Origin of the sequence: Microcoleus sp. FACHB-672, from assembly GCF_014695725.1 — a bacterium.
Taxonomy (GTDB): Bacteria; Cyanobacteriota; Cyanobacteriia; order Cyanobacteriales; family Oscillatoriaceae; genus FACHB-68.
The window spans coordinates 79,762-95,593 of the sequence record NZ_JACJOU010000017.1 but is presented as its reverse complement, the minus strand read 5'-3'; the positions used below and the strand labels follow the sequence as shown (position 1 = coordinate 95,593).

The following is a 15,832-nucleotide window of genomic DNA, read 5'->3' as shown; positions in this document are numbered from 1 at the left end:
CATAAGCGCAAAGCGTGTTCGCGAACTTCTAAAATAAAAGACATTCGCCCCGGCGTGAAGAGTCGTGTTTTAGTGTTAATCCTATGCTCTTAACATCAACGTATGCCCACAGCATTACGTGAATATATAGGGTGCAGTTTGAAGTATGCAATCAGCTTTGGCAGCAGCGAAACATTTAACGATGACTGACCCGCACCCATTGGAATATACGGACGCGTACAACGAGCGTTCAGTGAAAATTTTGGCGAGGGCGCTCACTCTTTCTGCCGGCCAATTTACGCTGATTTTTGTCCGATGCAACTATGCAGTTCTGCAAGAGCGCATGGCAAACCGGCTACGGGAATTTCTTAACAGCGAAGAGTACGGCCAGACTCAAGGCTGTCAAATGCCGGTGCTGAATGTTCGAGAGCTTGTCCTGCCTCAGTTTGTTACAACTCTTTACACAACAATCCGGGATTTGCTTGCAAATGAAAACCCGCAAGCATTAATGATTTTCGGCTTGGAGTCAGTCACAGAAATCGAGCGAGTGCTGGCTTCTACCAACCAAGTAAGGGAGGAATTTCGCAAAAATTTTCCGTTCCCTTTGGTGTTGTGGGTTAATGATGTTCTTTTGCAAAAGCTGGTGCGCTTGGCTGCCGATTTTAAAAGCTGGGCTGCAACCTCGATTAAATTTGAAATCGCTTGTGAGGAGTTAATCCACATTTTGCGGAAACCGGCAGAGGCAGAGTTCACGAGAATTCTTCTAGCCGGTAGCAGTACACGAATGCCGGCTGAACGTTCTCCAGATCGGCATGAACTCGAATTGGCCCAGCGGGATTTGCTAGCACGCGGGGTTCGCTTAGAACCGGCAATTGATGCCGGTGTACAATTTGTTCTCGGTTTGGATTCTTATGCCAATGACAATTTCGATTTAGCCTTAAACTACTTCAAGCAAAGCTTAGGGTTTTGGCAGCAAGGTAGATGGAGACATATCAAACGAAGCCGGCGAGCGCAACAGCATTTCCTGCTAATCCAATATTTCATAGAACGGCAAGGCGTTGTCTTATTTCATATCGGTTTGTGTTATTGCCGCAAAGCCGAACGGGAACGAGCCGAGAGCCGGCAGCACTGGAATAAGGCAAGGCGTTATTTACAACAATGTTTAGATGTCTTTGAGCGGGGGAACCGGCCCGATTTAATCTCAAAATTTATCAACCATCTCGGTGAAGTTCTGCGGCGTTTGGAAGCATGGGAGCAGTTGCACAAACTCGCCCAAAAAGCACTAATCCTGCATTATACCGAGGACAAGCCGGTGCAGCTCGCGCAGGATTATGGCTTTCTGGCTGAAGTGTGTGTGAAAAAAGCCGAGGAAGCCTTACAACTGTCCAAAGTAACTGAAGGCCAAATCGATGCCAAATGGGCGACTCAGCAAGTCCGCAATGCCAATAAACAAGCACGGGATGCCAAATGGGCGGCTCAGCAAGCCCTAGAGATTTTGGCCTCAGCAGCGGTAAAACAGCACCAGCATCAAGCCTTATATCTGTTTTTGCTAGCGCAGGCGCTACGCCTGGAAGCGGCGACACAGTGGCTGCCCCTTTCCCGGCAAAAGGTTCACGTCAATGGTGAACGCGTTGCCATTACCTACCTGGAACAGGCGAGAGTGGCACTGGCGCAGCACTGCCCCGATCCCCAGCTTTACATTCGCATCATGGAGGAGCTGAGATCGCTTTATTTTAAGCAAGGTCAGTATTTAAATGCTTTCTTAATTAAAAAACAGCAACGGGAAATCGAGCATCAGTACGGGTTGCGGGCTTTCATCGGTGCCGGCCAAGTGCAACCCCAGCGACAGGCAATTAACCCAGGCTTAGACGATGCAGCGCTCAGCCTTGGCGTCGCTCCAGAATTGGCAGTTGCGGCACGCCGGCAGGATATTGAGCGCTTAATCGAACGGATGGGTCGCAATGATTATAAGCTGACGGTTATCTACGGAACCTCTGGCGTCGGCAAATCCTCCTTAGTCAACGCCGGCTTAGTACCTGCGTTGCAGCAGCGAGCAATCGGCGATCGCGTCGCCTTGCCGGTGGTGCTGCGAGTTTACACAGATTGGATGGTTGCCCTAGGCAGAGAGCTAGCGAAGGCACTTCAGCAAACAACCGGAGAAGACACAAGCGCGATCAGCGACTCCTTTTGCATTTCCTCCCCTTTTAATTCAAAAGACGCCATTCTTGAACAACTGCGTGAAAATGCCGACCGCAATCGGCTGACTGTGCTAATTTTTGACCAATTTGAAGAATTTTTCTTTGTTGATCAATTCCCTATCAATCGGCGACCGTTTTTTGAATTTTTGCGCGACTGTCTTAACAGTCCCTTTGTAAAAGTTATCCTATCTTTGCGAGAAGATTATCTGCATTATTTGTTGGAGTATGAATGCTTTAACGATCTAAATTTAGATGCTATAGACAACAATATTTTAGATAGGGAAATTCGCTATCCCATTAAGAACTTCTCTGAACCTGAAGCCAAGGAAGTTCTGAAAAGCTTAACGGAAGGCTCCCAGTTTTACTTAGAAGAAGCCTTAATTGATGCCTTAGTCAAAAACCTTCTCAGTGAGCGAGAAACGGTTCGCCCGATTGAGTTGCAGGTGGTTGGTGCCCAACTGCAAGAAGATAAAATTACCACCCTAGAACAATATCGCAGCCTAGATGATGATAATCCCAAAGCCAAATTAGTTCAGCGCTCCCTCAAGCAAGTCATCGGCGATTGCGGGCAAGAAAATGAAGAAGCGGCTTGGACAGTTTTATTTTCGCTCACAGATGCCGAAGGCAGACGCCCCCTGAAGACCAAACACGACTTGGCGGCAGCCTTGACATTTAAGGCGAACAAATTAAACTTAATTTTAGAGATTTTGGTCGGTTCAGGTCTGGTCTTTCACCACCGGGAAGAGCCGGCAGACCACTATCAACTGGTTCATGATTATCTCGTTGATTTTATCCATCAAGAGTACAAAAGTCGAGAGCAATTGCAGCAAAGAGAACAGCTAAAAAGAAGCGAAACGCAAAAACTGCTGTTTGCAGGAGCCGGCGGCTTATTTTTACTGCTGGCATTTTTTACTTGCGGCTTTTGGCTACGTGCGGAAGCGTTAAAACAAAAAGCTGAAACCCTGAAGCAAGAAGCAGAAATCGCTGAAACCAAAGCAAATCTCAAAGCTCATGTCAACAATTCTGAATATCTGTTTAATACCCATCAAGAATTTGATGCGCTGATCGAAAGTTTGTGGGCAAGGAAAACACTGGAATCAGTGGCCCAACCCCAACCAGATAACCGAATTCGGGTTGTAACAGCCTTGCAGCAGGCCGTTTATGGGGTCAGAGAACGCAATCGCTTACAGGGGCATCGGGACAGTATTTGGAGTGTGAGTTTTTCTCCAGATGGCCAGTTGCTTGCGTCTGGGGGAAATGAGCATACGGTGAAACTTTGGAGTCGTGATGGCAGAGAAATCAATGTTTTTTCTGGGCATAGCGACAGTGTGACGCGGGTGAGTTTTAGTCCGGATGGCCAGCTAGTTGCCTCTGCCAGCCGGGATAAAACGGTGAAAATTTGGAAACTGGACGGCACACTGGTGACAACGATGAACGGTCATGGAGATCGCGTTTATAGCGTTAATTTCAGCCCAGATGGGCAGCGGGTCGTCACCGGCAGTCACGACAAAACGGTGAAAATCTGGAAGCTAGACGGCACGTTAATTACCACCTTAACCGGCCATAGCGGGCCGGTGGAGTGGGTGTGTTTCTCGCCGGATGGGCAGTTAATTGCCTCCGCAAGTGATGATAAAACCGTCAAGCTCTGGAAGTTAGACGGGACGACAGTGAAAACGTTAAAGGGCCATAGTGACTGGGTGATGGCGGTGAGTTTTAGTCCGCAAGGCAATCTCCTTGCGACTGCCGGCAAAGACACCACTGTGAAACTCTGGAAGCCAGACGGCACCTTAGTCAATACGTTTATCGGCCATAAAAAAGCCGTTTATAGCCTTAGTTTTAGCCGGGATAGCAAATTAATTGCCACGGCCAGTGATGACCAGACGGTGAAACTCTGGCAAATGGATGGTACATTGCTGAAAACTTTAGAGGGCCACAGTGGTCGTGTCACCGGCGTTAGTTTTAGCCCGGATGGGGAATTGATTGCGACGGGAAGCTTAGACAAAACGGTGAAACTCTGGGCCACTTACGACACCAAGCCGGCAACACTCAAAGATCATAGTGATCGAGTGACTAGCATTAGTTTCAGTCCAGATGGCCGGTTAATTGCCACCGGCAGCCGCGACAAAACCGTGAAATTGTGGTTACGCAATACAATCGGGCAACTTCAAAAGACTCCCTACAAAACCCTGACAGGTCACACGAATCGCATCATCAGTGTCAGTTTTAGCCCAGATGGCCAGACGATCGCTTCAGCGAGTTTAGATAATACGGTGAAACTCTGGAACCGCGAGGGTGAACTTTTAAAAACCCTCTCTGGACGCGACGCGTTCTACAGTGTCAGTTTTAGCCCCAATGGTCAGCTACTCGCCACCGGCAGCCACGACCAAACGGTGAAACTTTGGACTCGACGCGGTGAACTGCTAAAGATTTTCACTGGTCACAGCGAGCGTGTCAATAGTGTCAGGTTTAGCCCAGATGGCCGGCTTATTGCTTCTGCCAGTGATGATAAAACGGTCAAACTTTGGAACTTGCAGGGAAAACTGCTAAGAACCTTGGGGGGGGAACATGGCCACCGATCCTATGTCACCAGTGTCAGTTTCTCGCCCAATGGGCAGCTCATTGCTACCGGCAGTTGGGATAATACGGTTAAGCTGTGGCCGATCAATGGCAGTCCACCCAAAACCTTGTTGAAAGGATACAGCGATAGTGTAACGAGTGTCGTGTTCTCTCCCGACGGTCAAACGGTCGCCTCTGCCGGTTGGGACAGTCGGGTGAAACTGTGGAGTCTTGATGGCACCTTGCTCAAAGCGCTTAAAGAGCAAAATTCTGGCATTTTAGATATCAGTTTCAGTCCTGATGGCAAAGTGCTTGCCTCGGCACATGAGGACAAAACTGTTATTTTATGGAATTTGGATCTCAATGATTTAGTCAGGCGTGCCTGTGACTTGCTGCATGATTATTTCCAGACTAGCTCGAATGTAACGGAGAGTGAACGTTTACTGTGTGATACGAAGTCGTAAGTGTTAAGTGCTTTGTATGACGCACAGTCGCGGATCTGATCCTTAGTCGCATTCGCCCTTTTGCTTGTGGAAGCCGGCAATAAATCGGCTTCCACCTTCATTTTCTAAATTTTTTTATATGATAAATACGAGGGCGTTTAGCAACAATTATAATGGCTATTTGTTGCCTTGCTGGCTGTGAGTGGGAATACTTAACTAAGTCTATCAAGTTTGAGGGTCAGGCTAATTATGCTAATGTTGATCTTCTATGTCGGCAATGAGCGATATGCTTTAGAAATCAGTCGAGTTGTAGAAGTGCTGCCGGTTGTTGCTTTAACAAAGCTCCACCAGACCCCTGAATATTTTGCAGGATTGTTTAACTATCGCGGTGAAATTGTGCCGGTGATTGATATGTGCCAAATCCTTCAAGGGGATTCTTGCCGGCCTTATTTAAGTACGCGAATTATCATCGTTCATTATTCAATTGGAGATCGCCCCTCAAGCTTTTTAGGAGTCATGGCAGAACGAGTCACGGAAATTATTAATCACTCAGACAATAAATTTGTGGATTCAGTAATTAATATCAATCAATCTGGTTCTCGGGGAAAAATAATTGTAGATGAGCAAGGAATCATTCAATGTATAGGGGTGGAATCCCTGGTGTCTGAGTCACAAAGTAATTTTTTAATGTCAACCTTTGCTAACTAAGGTTAATTCAAATAGTCAACTTAACAAATTTGTTTTAATTTTGGATGATTATGACACAAGAAGCGATTGAAGCCTTGCTCAGAGAAAAAATTGGCTTAGAAGCAAACTCGTTAGGTTCTAGCACAATTGCCCGCTCAATTCGCCAGCGTATGATCGAGAGCGGGTTGCCCGATATGCAAACTTATTTGCTTCGCTTGCGAACCTCTACACAAGAGTTAGAAGCACTCATTGAAAATATCATCGTGCCGGAAACTTGGTTTTTTCGAGATAGAGAACCTTTTGTTTTTTTAAGCCGCTATGTGATGAAAGAGTGGTTGCCGGCGCATCCAAACAGCGTGTTTCGTGTCTTAAGTGTGCCCTGTTCTACAGGAGAGGAACCGTACTCAATTGCCATCACACTTTTAGAGGCGGGGTTAAGTGCAAAAAAAATTCATATTGATGCTGTTGATATCAGTAATCAATCTCTACTAAAAGCTCGTCGTGCTATTTATGAAAGAAATTCTTTCCGAGGAAATAACAACGAATTTAGAAATATTTACTTTCAGCCTTTAAAGGAAAGTTATCAATTATGTGAATCGATCAAGTGTTTGGTTAATTTTATTCACGGCAATTTGTTCGATGCAAGTTTTATGATAGGTAAAGCTTATTATGATGCGATTTTTTGCCGCAATTTATTAATTTACTGTGATCATCTAGCTAGAGAGCGAGCAATTCAAGTTATAGAGCGTTTACTATCTTCCAAAGGATTGCTATTTGTTGGCTCTGCAGAAACAGGGCAGCTTCAAAATTCGCAGTTTATTTCTATTCAACATCCCCTAGCTTTTGCCTACCGAAAAGCGGTTGAACCTTCTCCTAACTTAACGAAAGATATTTTTAATGCAGAAAAATACCAATTTAAAAGTCTTACAACCCCTGCTGCCATTACCCCAGTTGTAAAATCTGCCCCCAACTTAGCAGTCAATTTGTCTAGCAAAGAAGTCTCTTCGCGACTCAATCGAGAAACACGTCACACTCAAGAATCTTTGTTAGAAACTGCCCGAAATTTAGCAAATTTAGGACATCTAAATGAAGCAATCACCCTGTGCGAAACTTACTTGAGTCAAAATCCTGCCAGTGCAGAAGCTTATTTTTTATTAGGAGAGGTGCGCCAAGCTGCCGGTAAGGAGGAAGGCGCTGAGGAATGCTTCTACAAAGCCATCTACCTACAACCTAATCATTATGAAGCACTGACGCACTTGGCACTACTCAAAGAGCAGCGCGGAGATCGAGCCGGTGCGGCAGTCATACGACAGCGAATCCAACGACTTTATAAGTAACAGCCAAATCGCGAATGGTTAGATTAAGCAGCTAGCTGCTACAAAGAAACCAATATATACTTTAATTTCCTTGTTTAGGATAAAATAATGATGTTTCAAAACTCAAGCTTCCCAAGTCACACACTTTTAAGATATTTAATATCTACTGTTTGATTAATTATATTTAACAATCTATTGTATTATCCAGCAAGTCAAGTATCATAAATATTTCAAAGGATAAAAATTTCACAATAGACTATAGCAACTGGTGTGATGTAAATGGATAAACTTACAAAAAAGTAGGGAAAGAAATGAAAAATATGCGAAAAGTTGACAAAAAGTCTCAGGTGATTACAGTAAAATATTATAGAAGGGAAATAAGCACTTTATCCAAAAGAATTAAATCGATTTATTGAGATATCAATTTTATTAATCAAAAAAGATATTTTAGAAAAAATCAATCAATACCTCAAAAAAACCATGTTTAATAAAATGAAATTGCAAACCCGATTATTTAGCGCATTTTTATTTATTGGGTTCATTGTATTAATTGTGGCGGCAGTGGGCTGGAGTGGAAATTCTCGACTAAGTAGCCACATCAATACCCTCAGTAATAATCATTTGCCTAGTGCCATGAGCCTGTGGAAAATTAATGAAGGACAAACTCAAGTGCAGTCAGGGGAGCGAGCCTTGTTAAATCCACTATTAAGTAAAGAAAATCGAGATGCCGAATTAGTCCAAATTAAGAATGCTTGGGAACAGATTAATCAAGGTTTTAAGCAATACGAATTAACCCCTCAAGGGGAAGAAGAAAAAAAACTTTATAAAAAATTCTTTGAAAATTGGAAAATATGGAAGCAAGATCATGAAGAGTTTATGCGAAATTACGAAAGGTTTGCGGAATTGGGTGTCTTTGCACCCCGAGCCGTTCTGCTGGAGTTGACAGTTCAGGGCAAACAAAAATCACCACAAATAGCAACCGCTCAAGTAGCGATGGAACGACTTACTAAAATTAGTAATTTTGCAGCGAATGAAGAACTGAATTCCTTTAAAGCCGTAACAGCATCGATTCTAGATATCCTTGAGTACGACGAAGTGTCTGGTTTAGCAACGAAAGTAGAAGCTGATCAAGATGTCACTCAATCAACTTTTTGGGTTGCTGTAGGCATACTACTCGGCCCTCTGACTGCTGTACTTTTTGGGATGTATTTCACTCAAAAAATTGCTAAACCCCTGGAAACTCAAGTACAGCAGTCAGGAATACAAGTCACTACATCCGCCACACAAATCGCCGCTTCAGGGAAACAATTAGAAGCGATGATCGCAGAACAAGCGGCCTCCACGAATGAAGTAGTAGCGACAGCCAAAGAAATTGCCGCGACATCGGGACAATTAGTTAAAACAATGGATGAAGTGACACTTTTATCAGAAACCACAGCGAAAGCAGCCGGGAACAGTCAAAAAGACTTAGTAGTGATGGAAGCAACCATGCGGCAACTGGCAGAAGCAACTGCAACTATTTCGTCAAAGTTAGGCACGATTTCAGCAAAAGCCAATAATATTAACAGCGTCGTTACAACAATTACAAAAGTAGCAGATCAGACAAATTTACTGTCATTAAATGCTGCAATAGAAGCAGAGAAAGCGGGAGAATATGGGTTAGGATTTGCGGTCGTTGCCAGAGAAATTCGTCGTCTGGCAGACCGCACAGCAGTGGCCACACTCGACATAGAACAGATGGTCAAAGAAATGCAATCAGCGGTGGCAACCGGCGTGATGGAAATGGATAAATTTACCAAAGAAGTGGGACGGGGAGTGGAAGATGTGCGAAATATCAGCGTGCAACTGGCAGAAATCATCGAGCAAGTACAAGCGTTAAATCCCCGTTTTGAAGCAGTGAATCAGGGGATGGAAGCGCAGTCATTAGGTGCCGGCCAGATTAGTGAGGCGATGGTACAGCTAAGTGAATCTTCCACACAAACGGCTGATTCTCTCCGAGAAATTAACAGTGCGCTTTCACAGTTGAACGAAGCAGCGCATGGCTTACGCCGAGAAGTTCTTGCTTTAAAGTAGTTACTCGGAAAAAAGCCATTATTCAGGGATAGTGTTCTAAGTCTTTCCAAGAGATAAAAAAGAGAAAAAGGAATTTTAAATAATGAAGTTCTCGGTTATAACTCTAAAAATTGCCAATGGGTTTATGGCCTAAACCCATCAAAAATAACGAACCCTATGGAGCAATCAGCCGATGAAAAACAATTGCTGGAATCAAATCGGAGTTCAAGGAGATCGCTCTTGTTCAGAACTGAAAACCTACATACACTGCCGTAATTGTCCTGTTTATTCTACTGCCGGTCGTCATTTGCTGGAACGAGAAACTGATGCCGACTATGTGAGTGAGTGGACTCAAGTGCTGGCTCAAGAAAAAGTCGCGATAACCCGTCAATTTACAGATGCCGGCACCCTATCAGTGGCAATTTTTCGGCTGGGAAGAGAATGGCTAGCCCTGCCGGCTCAATTATTCAAAGAAGTTACACCCCCGTGTCCTATACGTACGTTGCCCCACCGCAGTAACAATACTCTCCTGGGATTGGTAAACATCCGAGGTGAACTCCAACTGTGCGTTTCTCTGACTCATCTATTAGGTTTAGAAACCGCATCGGCAGCTCTCGCTCAAAATATGACTCATGTCATTTATAAACGAATGGTTGTTGTAGAAAAAGAAGAAAATCGCTGGGTATTTGCAGTTGATGAAATTTATGGGGTGCATCGCGTCGGGCCAGAAGAATTGACCCATGTGCCGGCAACTGTCGCTAAAGCCTCACCAACCTATACAAAACATCTAATAAAATGGCAAGATAGAAATGTTAATTATTTAGATGAGGAATTAATATTTTACACGCTAACTAAAAAAAACTTGTGAAGAAGCTAGCTTTTAGGGCTTGACAATTTTCAACGAACGCTGAATCAATAACAAATTTAAATCCAATCGAATCGCCCTATTCGGGGGGCGCACCTTAGCGCATAACTTTTATGCCGGCGCAAACAACAGAACTGAGTCAACTCTCTGAAAACTCAATTTCTAACCCCATTGAAACGCCCGCTCTGTGTGCATCTGTGATTGTCAAGACAAAACACACTCGCCTCTACCAGCAGACAATTGACAAATGAAGTATGAGGATTTAAGCAACTTTTCCATGATGGATTTATTCCGCATGGAAGTAGAAAACCAGGCAGCCCTATTAAACAACAGCTTGTTAGCGCTGGAAACCAACCCAAATATAGCCGCAGAATTAGAATCTTTAATGCGTGCTGCCCATTCAATTAAAGGCGCTGCCCGGATTGTTCAAGTTGAGGGAGCTGTCAAAATAGCTCACGTCATGGAAGACTGCTTTGTTGCAGCCCAAAAGGGAACCATTAGAGTTGATTCAGCCGGCACAATTGATGTGCTGCTACACGGAGTTGATGAACTGATACGCCTTGCCCAACTTAGTGAAAGCGATATCCACAGTTGGCAAATTGAACATCAAGCCGAAATTGACACATTAATAGCGGCAATTGCCGCAATCGCATCACCGGCACCAGAAGCACATCCCCTGCCCCCTGTCTTAATTCAAGCTGAAATTGAGCCGCCCTCTGAAAATTTAGCGATCCAGCCAGCCGATAATCTCTCCCAATCAGATGCCCCTGCACTGCTGGTGCCGGCTGCTATCGATAGCACAGAACAAACGTTCAGTATTCAACCCTTATCTCCCTCAAAAGAAGACGCACAATTCTCGGCGCAAAACTCAAAATTTAAATTTCAAAATAACACAGAGCGAGTGGTGCGATTAAGCGCAGAAAATTTAAATCGGTTGATGGGCTTAGCCGGCGAATCTCTCGTAGAAGTGAATTGGCTACAACCTTTTGCAGATTCCTTGTTCAAACTGAGAAAGCAACAGGGAGAACTGTCAAATCTTCTAGAGAAATTACAAGAATCTTTTGAAGGCGAACAGCTTAAAGCCGGCACCACAGAAACCCTAAATTTCGCTCAACAAAAAGCCAGCGAATGCAACCAAACTTTAAACGAACGACTGAGCGAATTAGAACTTTTTTCTCGTCGCTTTGGTAATCTTTCAGACCGGCTTTATCGTGAAGTGATCGCCAGTCATATGCGTCCTTTTGCGGATGGGGTGCAAGGCTTTCCTCGCATGGTTCGCGATCTGGCGAGACACCTGGGCAAGCAAGTCAAATTTGAAATTGTTGGAAAATCCACTCAAGTTGATCGCGACATTTTAGAGAAATTAGAAGCGCCCCTGACTCATATCCTGCAAAACGCTATCGCCCACGGAATTGAGTTTCCGGAAGAGCGGTTAGCTGCGGGCAAGCCGGCAGACGGAACCGTGCGCCTCGAAGCTACACATCGCGCCGGTATGTTATCTATTACCATTTCAGATGATGGCCAGGGAGTCAACTTCAATCGATTGCGTGAAAAAATTGTAGAGAAAAATTTATCTACTTCAGACATAGTTGCTCAGTTAACAGAAACCGAGCTAATAGATTTTCTATTTTTGCCGGGGTTTTCCACCAGAAATACAGTTAGCCAAATTTCTGGTCGTGGCGTCGGTTTAGATGTAGCTCAAAGTGTTGTGCGGGAATTTGGCGGCGTGCTACGGGCTGTGTCTAAGCAGGGTAAGGGCATGAGTTTTCACTTGCAATTGCCCCTGACTTTGTCAGTCATTCGCACTTTGCTAGTCGAAATTTCTGGAGAACCGTATGCTTTCCCACTCACGCGAATTGAGCGAATTGTTCTAGTTCCCAAAGAGACAATTCCACTTGTTGAAAATCGCCAGTATTTTATGACAGACAATCAAACAATTGGGCTAGTGGCTGCTTATCAAGTGTTAGAATTGAACCCATTCACCCTCAACTCAGAAGATCTGCCGGTGGTTATTATCAGTGATCGATCAAGCCGATACGGGTTAGTTGTTGATCGGTTTTTAGGCGAACGCGATTTAGTTGTCAGACCGTTAGATCCGCGACTGGGTAAAGTCCAAGATATTAGCGCCGCAGCAATTCTAGAGGACGGTTCTCCTGTTTTGATTATTGATGTTGAGGATATGGTACGCTCTATCGATAAGCTGCTCGCAAACGGGCGATTAAACCCGGTTAGTAGTGCCGGCGACAGCGCTCCATCCGCACCCCGCAAACGAATTTTAGTGGTTGATGATTCGATTACTGTGCGGGAAGTTGAGCGAAAGTTACTGGAAAATAATGGTTATGAAGTTGAAGTTGCTGTTAACGGAGTCGATGGGTGGAATGCAGTTCGCACCGGCCAATATAACTTGATTATCACTGATGTCGATATGCCTCGCATGAATGGAATCGAACTGGTGACTCAAATTAAAAATCATTCTAATTTTAAATCTTTGCCGGTAATGATTGTTTCCTATAAAGACCGGGAAGAAGACCGCCTTCGAGGGCTGGAAGCGGGAGCAAATTACTATTTAACAAAAAGCAGTTTTCATGATGATACGCTCTTAAATGCTGTAATCGATTTGATTGGCGAATAATGATACGAATTGCCATCGTTAATGACACACTGATGGCAGTCGAAGCAATACGGCGGGTCTTAGCAACGGTTGCAGACTACCAAATAGCTTGGGTTGCCTATAATGGCCTACAAGCAGTCAGACAATGTGCTAGAGATTGCCCCGATTTGGTTTTGATGGATCTATTGATGCCGGTGATGGATGGGGTTGAGGCAACCCACCAGATTATGAGCCAATCTCCGTGCGCGATTGTGGTAGTCACGGCTAGCGTCAACGCTCAAGCGTCGAAAGTTTTTGAAGCGATGGGTTATGGAGCGCTGGATGCCGTTAACCTCCCCATTTTAGGCGTTCGCGGACAGGCTGATAATGGAGCAAAATTGCTAGCAAAAATTGCCATAATTGGCAAATTGCTTGGCAAATCACCTCGCCGCCAAGATCAAATGCAGCCGGCTCAAAAAGGGCCTGTGCCATCCAAGCCAGTGTTACCTTTAATTGTGATCGGTGCTTCCACCGGCGGCCCTCGCGCCTTGAAAGCAATTTTGTCCAATTTACCTAAAAATTTCTCGGCGGCTGTTGCGATTGTTCAGCATATCGACGTTCAGTTTGCGCCTGGGTTAGTTCAGTGGTTGAATGATCGTTCGCCGGTGAAAGTTGAGTTAGCCAGGGATGGTGGCCGGTTTGAAGCCGGGAAAGCCCTGCTGGCTGGGACAAACGACCACTTAATTTTGCGTTCGGATCTGACGCTTACCCACACCAAGGAACCCCAGGATTGTTTCTACCGGCCATCGGTGGATGTTTTTTTTAGCAGTGTTGCTAAATACTGGCCGGGAAGCGGTGTCGGGGTGCTGCTGACTGGTATGGGTAAAGACGGTGCACAAGGTCTCTATCAGTTACGGTGTGCCGGCTGGCACACTATTGTCCAGAATCAAGCAAGTTGTGTGGTTTATGGAATGCCTAAAGCTGCCGTGGAATTAGGCGCGGCAGCGAAGATTTTGCCGATAGATGGGATTTCTGCTGCCCTTGTTAATCTTTTTGTTAATTATTTTTAATTTTTATTATTACTCATGTTTCTCGGCATAGATTCTCCAGAGGAGTCATCAAAAAGTTGAACCACGACTCATGGAGAGTTTAGGTAAATTTTGCTAAACTCTGCTTAACCCTCGATGGAGATGAGTTTAGTCTGATATACAGCCCTAGTCGAGCAATAACTGATTGACTGGTGACCGAACTCTGCAATTATCGTGTTGCTGATCTCGCAAATTTCTCAAGGCTCTGTCCGCTAGGGTGTTATGTATTTTTTTAGAGCTAACTTGGGTAATAGGTGAGCAAAAACAATCAAATTTAGGTGAAATTACAGTCGCCAGAAAAAGACTTAAGGAGCTATAAAATGAGGTTTATATATTCTTTAAAAGATAGGATAGGTAACCTTGCCTTTTTGTGGGTATAATAGAGCAAGATGATAAAATTTATATTATATAAAACTTTAATACTGCATTTAAATTTAGAGAATAAATCATTATAGAATAATTAATTTTTTAAGGTATTTAAAATACTAGATATCTGATAATATAAATTTTATAAATTTAATTAAGTAATGATTTGAAGCCTTGGTAGTTGGGAATTAGGGAAGTAAAATTTTTAAACTCTCACCAAAACAACTCGAACTATGGCCGCAAGCTTCTTTAAGGAAACAACTGTACAAGCACAGGATACTGCTTCCAAGACGGCGGCTTTATCTTTGTCAGAACACCCAATCATAGTCTTGCTAGTTGACGATCAAGCGGTGATTGGTGAAGCCATACGCCGAATGTTAGCCACAGAAGAAGATATTACTTTTCATTATTGTAGTGAGCCGGCCCAAGCCATTAAAATGGCGACAGAAATTGGGCCAACAGTAATTTTACAAGATTTAGTAATGCCCGATATTGATGGGTTGTTATTATTACGTTTTTTTCGAGCGAATCCAGCAACCCGCGAAATCCCGATGATGGTGCTGTCAAATAAGGATGATCCGCAAGTTAAAGCTGAAGCATTTAATTTTGGTGCCAATGATTATCTGGTAAAACTTCCCGATAAAATTGAGCTAGTTGCGCGTATTCGCTATCATTCCAAGGCATATATTAACCTACTACAACGAGATGAAGCTTATCAAGCAATGCAGCAAACCCAAGCTCAATTATTTCAAGCTGAAAAAATGTCCAGCTTGGCTCAATTGGTAGCTGGGGTCGCCCATGAAATTAATAATCCTGTTAATTTTATTTATGGCAATCTTGACCACATCAGTGATTATGTTGAATCCCTGTTGAATCTAATTAATCTTTACCAGCAGAACACTTCTACCCCCAATGCCGAAATAGAAGAATTAATTAAAGAGATTGATTTAGAATTTCTGATCGAGGATTTACCAAAAGTGTTGTCCTCAATGAAAATAGGGGCTAACCGCATTCGTCAAATTATTTTAACTTTACGGAACTTCTCCCGACTGGATGAAGCCGAGATGAAGCCTGTGAATATTCACGAAGGAATTGACAGTACGCTGCTAATTTTGCAACACCGGCTTAAAGCTAAACCGGAGCGGCCTGCAATTCAAATCATTAAAGAATATGGCGATTTACCTAAAGTTGAATGTTATGCCGGCCAAATGAATCAGGTGTTCATGAATGTTCTGAGCAATGCCATTGATGCCTTGCAACAGCGTGATCGCGAATGTTTGCCAGAAGAACTTCAAAGCAACCCCAGTACCATCACAATTCGCACACAAGTTCAAGATAACAAGCGCGTGGCAATCTGTATTAAGGATAATGGTCTGGGAATCACATCAGCAGTTAAGACGAGACTTTTCGATCCATTCTTCACTACCAAACCCGTAGGGGAAGGCACAGGACTGGGATTAGCCCTCACCTATCAAATTGTCGTTAAGAAACATAATGGAGTGCTGCGGTGTGTATCGGAGCCGGCACAAGGTGCAGAGTTCTGGATCGAAATTCCTTGCAACGAACAAGTTGCCAATAACGTATCCGAGCATCAAAAAAAAAGGCTATGTCTTGAAACCTCAGTTGCCTGAGTTCCTGGGTTAAGAATGCCGGTAATCCTGATCTTTTAAGGGTCTAGCAATTTGAAACAAC

9 protein-coding genes are annotated in these 15,832 nt (G+C 44.0%); all 9 read left to right on the top strand.

The features are described 5' to 3' along the window. The first annotated feature begins 145 nt into the window (after window positions 1–145). The 9 genes from H6F56_RS13180 to H6F56_RS13140 all read left to right on the top strand — a co-directional run bounded on the left by H6F56_RS13180 (window position 146) and on the right by H6F56_RS13140 (window position 15,771). Window positions 146–5,197, top strand: a complete 5,052-nt coding sequence (locus tag H6F56_RS13180) for an AAA family ATPase (protein WP_242031986.1) — start codon at window positions 146–148, stop codon at window positions 5,195–5,197. A 228-nt stretch (window positions 5,198–5,425) separates the two neighbouring features. Then, window positions 5,426–5,884, top strand: coding sequence for a chemotaxis protein CheW (locus tag H6F56_RS13175; protein ID WP_242031985.1), 459 nt, complete (start codon window positions 5,426–5,428; stop codon window positions 5,882–5,884). A gap of 44 nt (window positions 5,885–5,928) precedes the next feature. Then, window positions 5,929–7,200 carry a CheR family methyltransferase gene (locus H6F56_RS13170; protein WP_190668854.1) on the top strand — a complete coding sequence of 424 codons (1,272 nt, stop codon included), beginning with the start codon at window positions 5,929–5,931 and terminating at the stop codon, window positions 7,198–7,200. Window positions 7,201–7,659: 459 nt separating this feature from the next. Continuing rightward, window positions 7,660–9,252: a HAMP domain-containing methyl-accepting chemotaxis protein gene (locus H6F56_RS13165; protein WP_242031984.1), complete on the top strand. Its 1,593-nt coding sequence runs from the start codon at window positions 7,660–7,662 to the stop codon at window positions 9,250–9,252. A 172-nt stretch (window positions 9,253–9,424) separates the two neighbouring features. Next, window positions 9,425–10,099 (top strand): chemotaxis protein CheW, encoded by a 675-nt coding sequence (locus tag H6F56_RS13160; protein ID WP_190668852.1) that lies wholly within the window; start codon window positions 9,425–9,427, stop codon window positions 10,097–10,099. 110 nt (window positions 10,100–10,209) lie between these two features. Beyond that, a complete protein-coding gene (locus tag H6F56_RS13155) occupies window positions 10,210–10,347 on the top strand; it encodes a hypothetical protein (protein WP_190668850.1) in 138 nt (45 codons plus the stop codon). Next, on the top strand, window positions 10,344–12,728 hold the full coding sequence (locus H6F56_RS13150) for a hybrid sensor histidine kinase/response regulator (RefSeq protein WP_242031983.1): 2,385 nt from the start codon (window positions 10,344–10,346) through the stop codon (window positions 12,726–12,728). The genes H6F56_RS13155 and H6F56_RS13150 overlap by 4 nt, the downstream gene beginning before the upstream one ends. Beyond that, window positions 12,728–13,756, top strand: coding sequence for a chemotaxis response regulator protein-glutamate methylesterase (locus H6F56_RS13145; RefSeq protein ID WP_199312806.1), 1,029 nt, complete (start codon window positions 12,728–12,730; stop codon window positions 13,754–13,756). Before H6F56_RS13150 ends, H6F56_RS13145 begins: the two co-directional genes overlap by 1 nt. 617 nt (window positions 13,757–14,373) lie before the next feature. Then, a complete protein-coding gene (locus H6F56_RS13140; RefSeq protein WP_190668848.1) occupies window positions 14,374–15,771 on the top strand; it encodes an ATP-binding protein in 1,398 nt (465 codons plus the stop codon). The last annotated feature ends 61 nt before the right edge of the window (window positions 15,772–15,832 follow it).

What these genes read in the sequence shown, in the direction of transcription:
- H6F56_RS13150 (WP_242031983.1), top strand. Translation starts at nt 10,344, where the DNA reads ATGAAGTATGAGGATTTAAGCAACTTTTCCATGATGGATTTATTCCGC.
- H6F56_RS13180 (WP_242031986.1), top strand. Translation starts at nt 146, where the DNA reads ATGCAATCAGCTTTGGCAGCAGCGAAACATTTAACGATGACTGACCCG.
- H6F56_RS13175 (WP_242031985.1), top strand. Translation starts at nt 5,426, where the DNA reads ATGCTAATGTTGATCTTCTATGTCGGCAATGAGCGATATGCTTTAGAA.
- H6F56_RS13155 (WP_190668850.1), top strand. Translation starts at nt 10,210, where the DNA reads ATGCCGGCGCAAACAACAGAACTGAGTCAACTCTCTGAAAACTCAATT.
- H6F56_RS13145 (WP_199312806.1), top strand. Translation starts at nt 12,728, where the DNA reads ATGATACGAATTGCCATCGTTAATGACACACTGATGGCAGTCGAAGCA.
- H6F56_RS13140 (WP_190668848.1), top strand. Translation starts at nt 14,374, where the DNA reads ATGGCCGCAAGCTTCTTTAAGGAAACAACTGTACAAGCACAGGATACT.
- H6F56_RS13165 (WP_242031984.1), top strand. Translation starts at nt 7,660, where the DNA reads ATGTTTAATAAAATGAAATTGCAAACCCGATTATTTAGCGCATTTTTA.
- H6F56_RS13170 (WP_190668854.1), top strand. Translation starts at nt 5,929, where the DNA reads ATGATTATGACACAAGAAGCGATTGAAGCCTTGCTCAGAGAAAAAATT.
- H6F56_RS13160 (WP_190668852.1), top strand. Translation starts at nt 9,425, where the DNA reads ATGAAAAACAATTGCTGGAATCAAATCGGAGTTCAAGGAGATCGCTCT.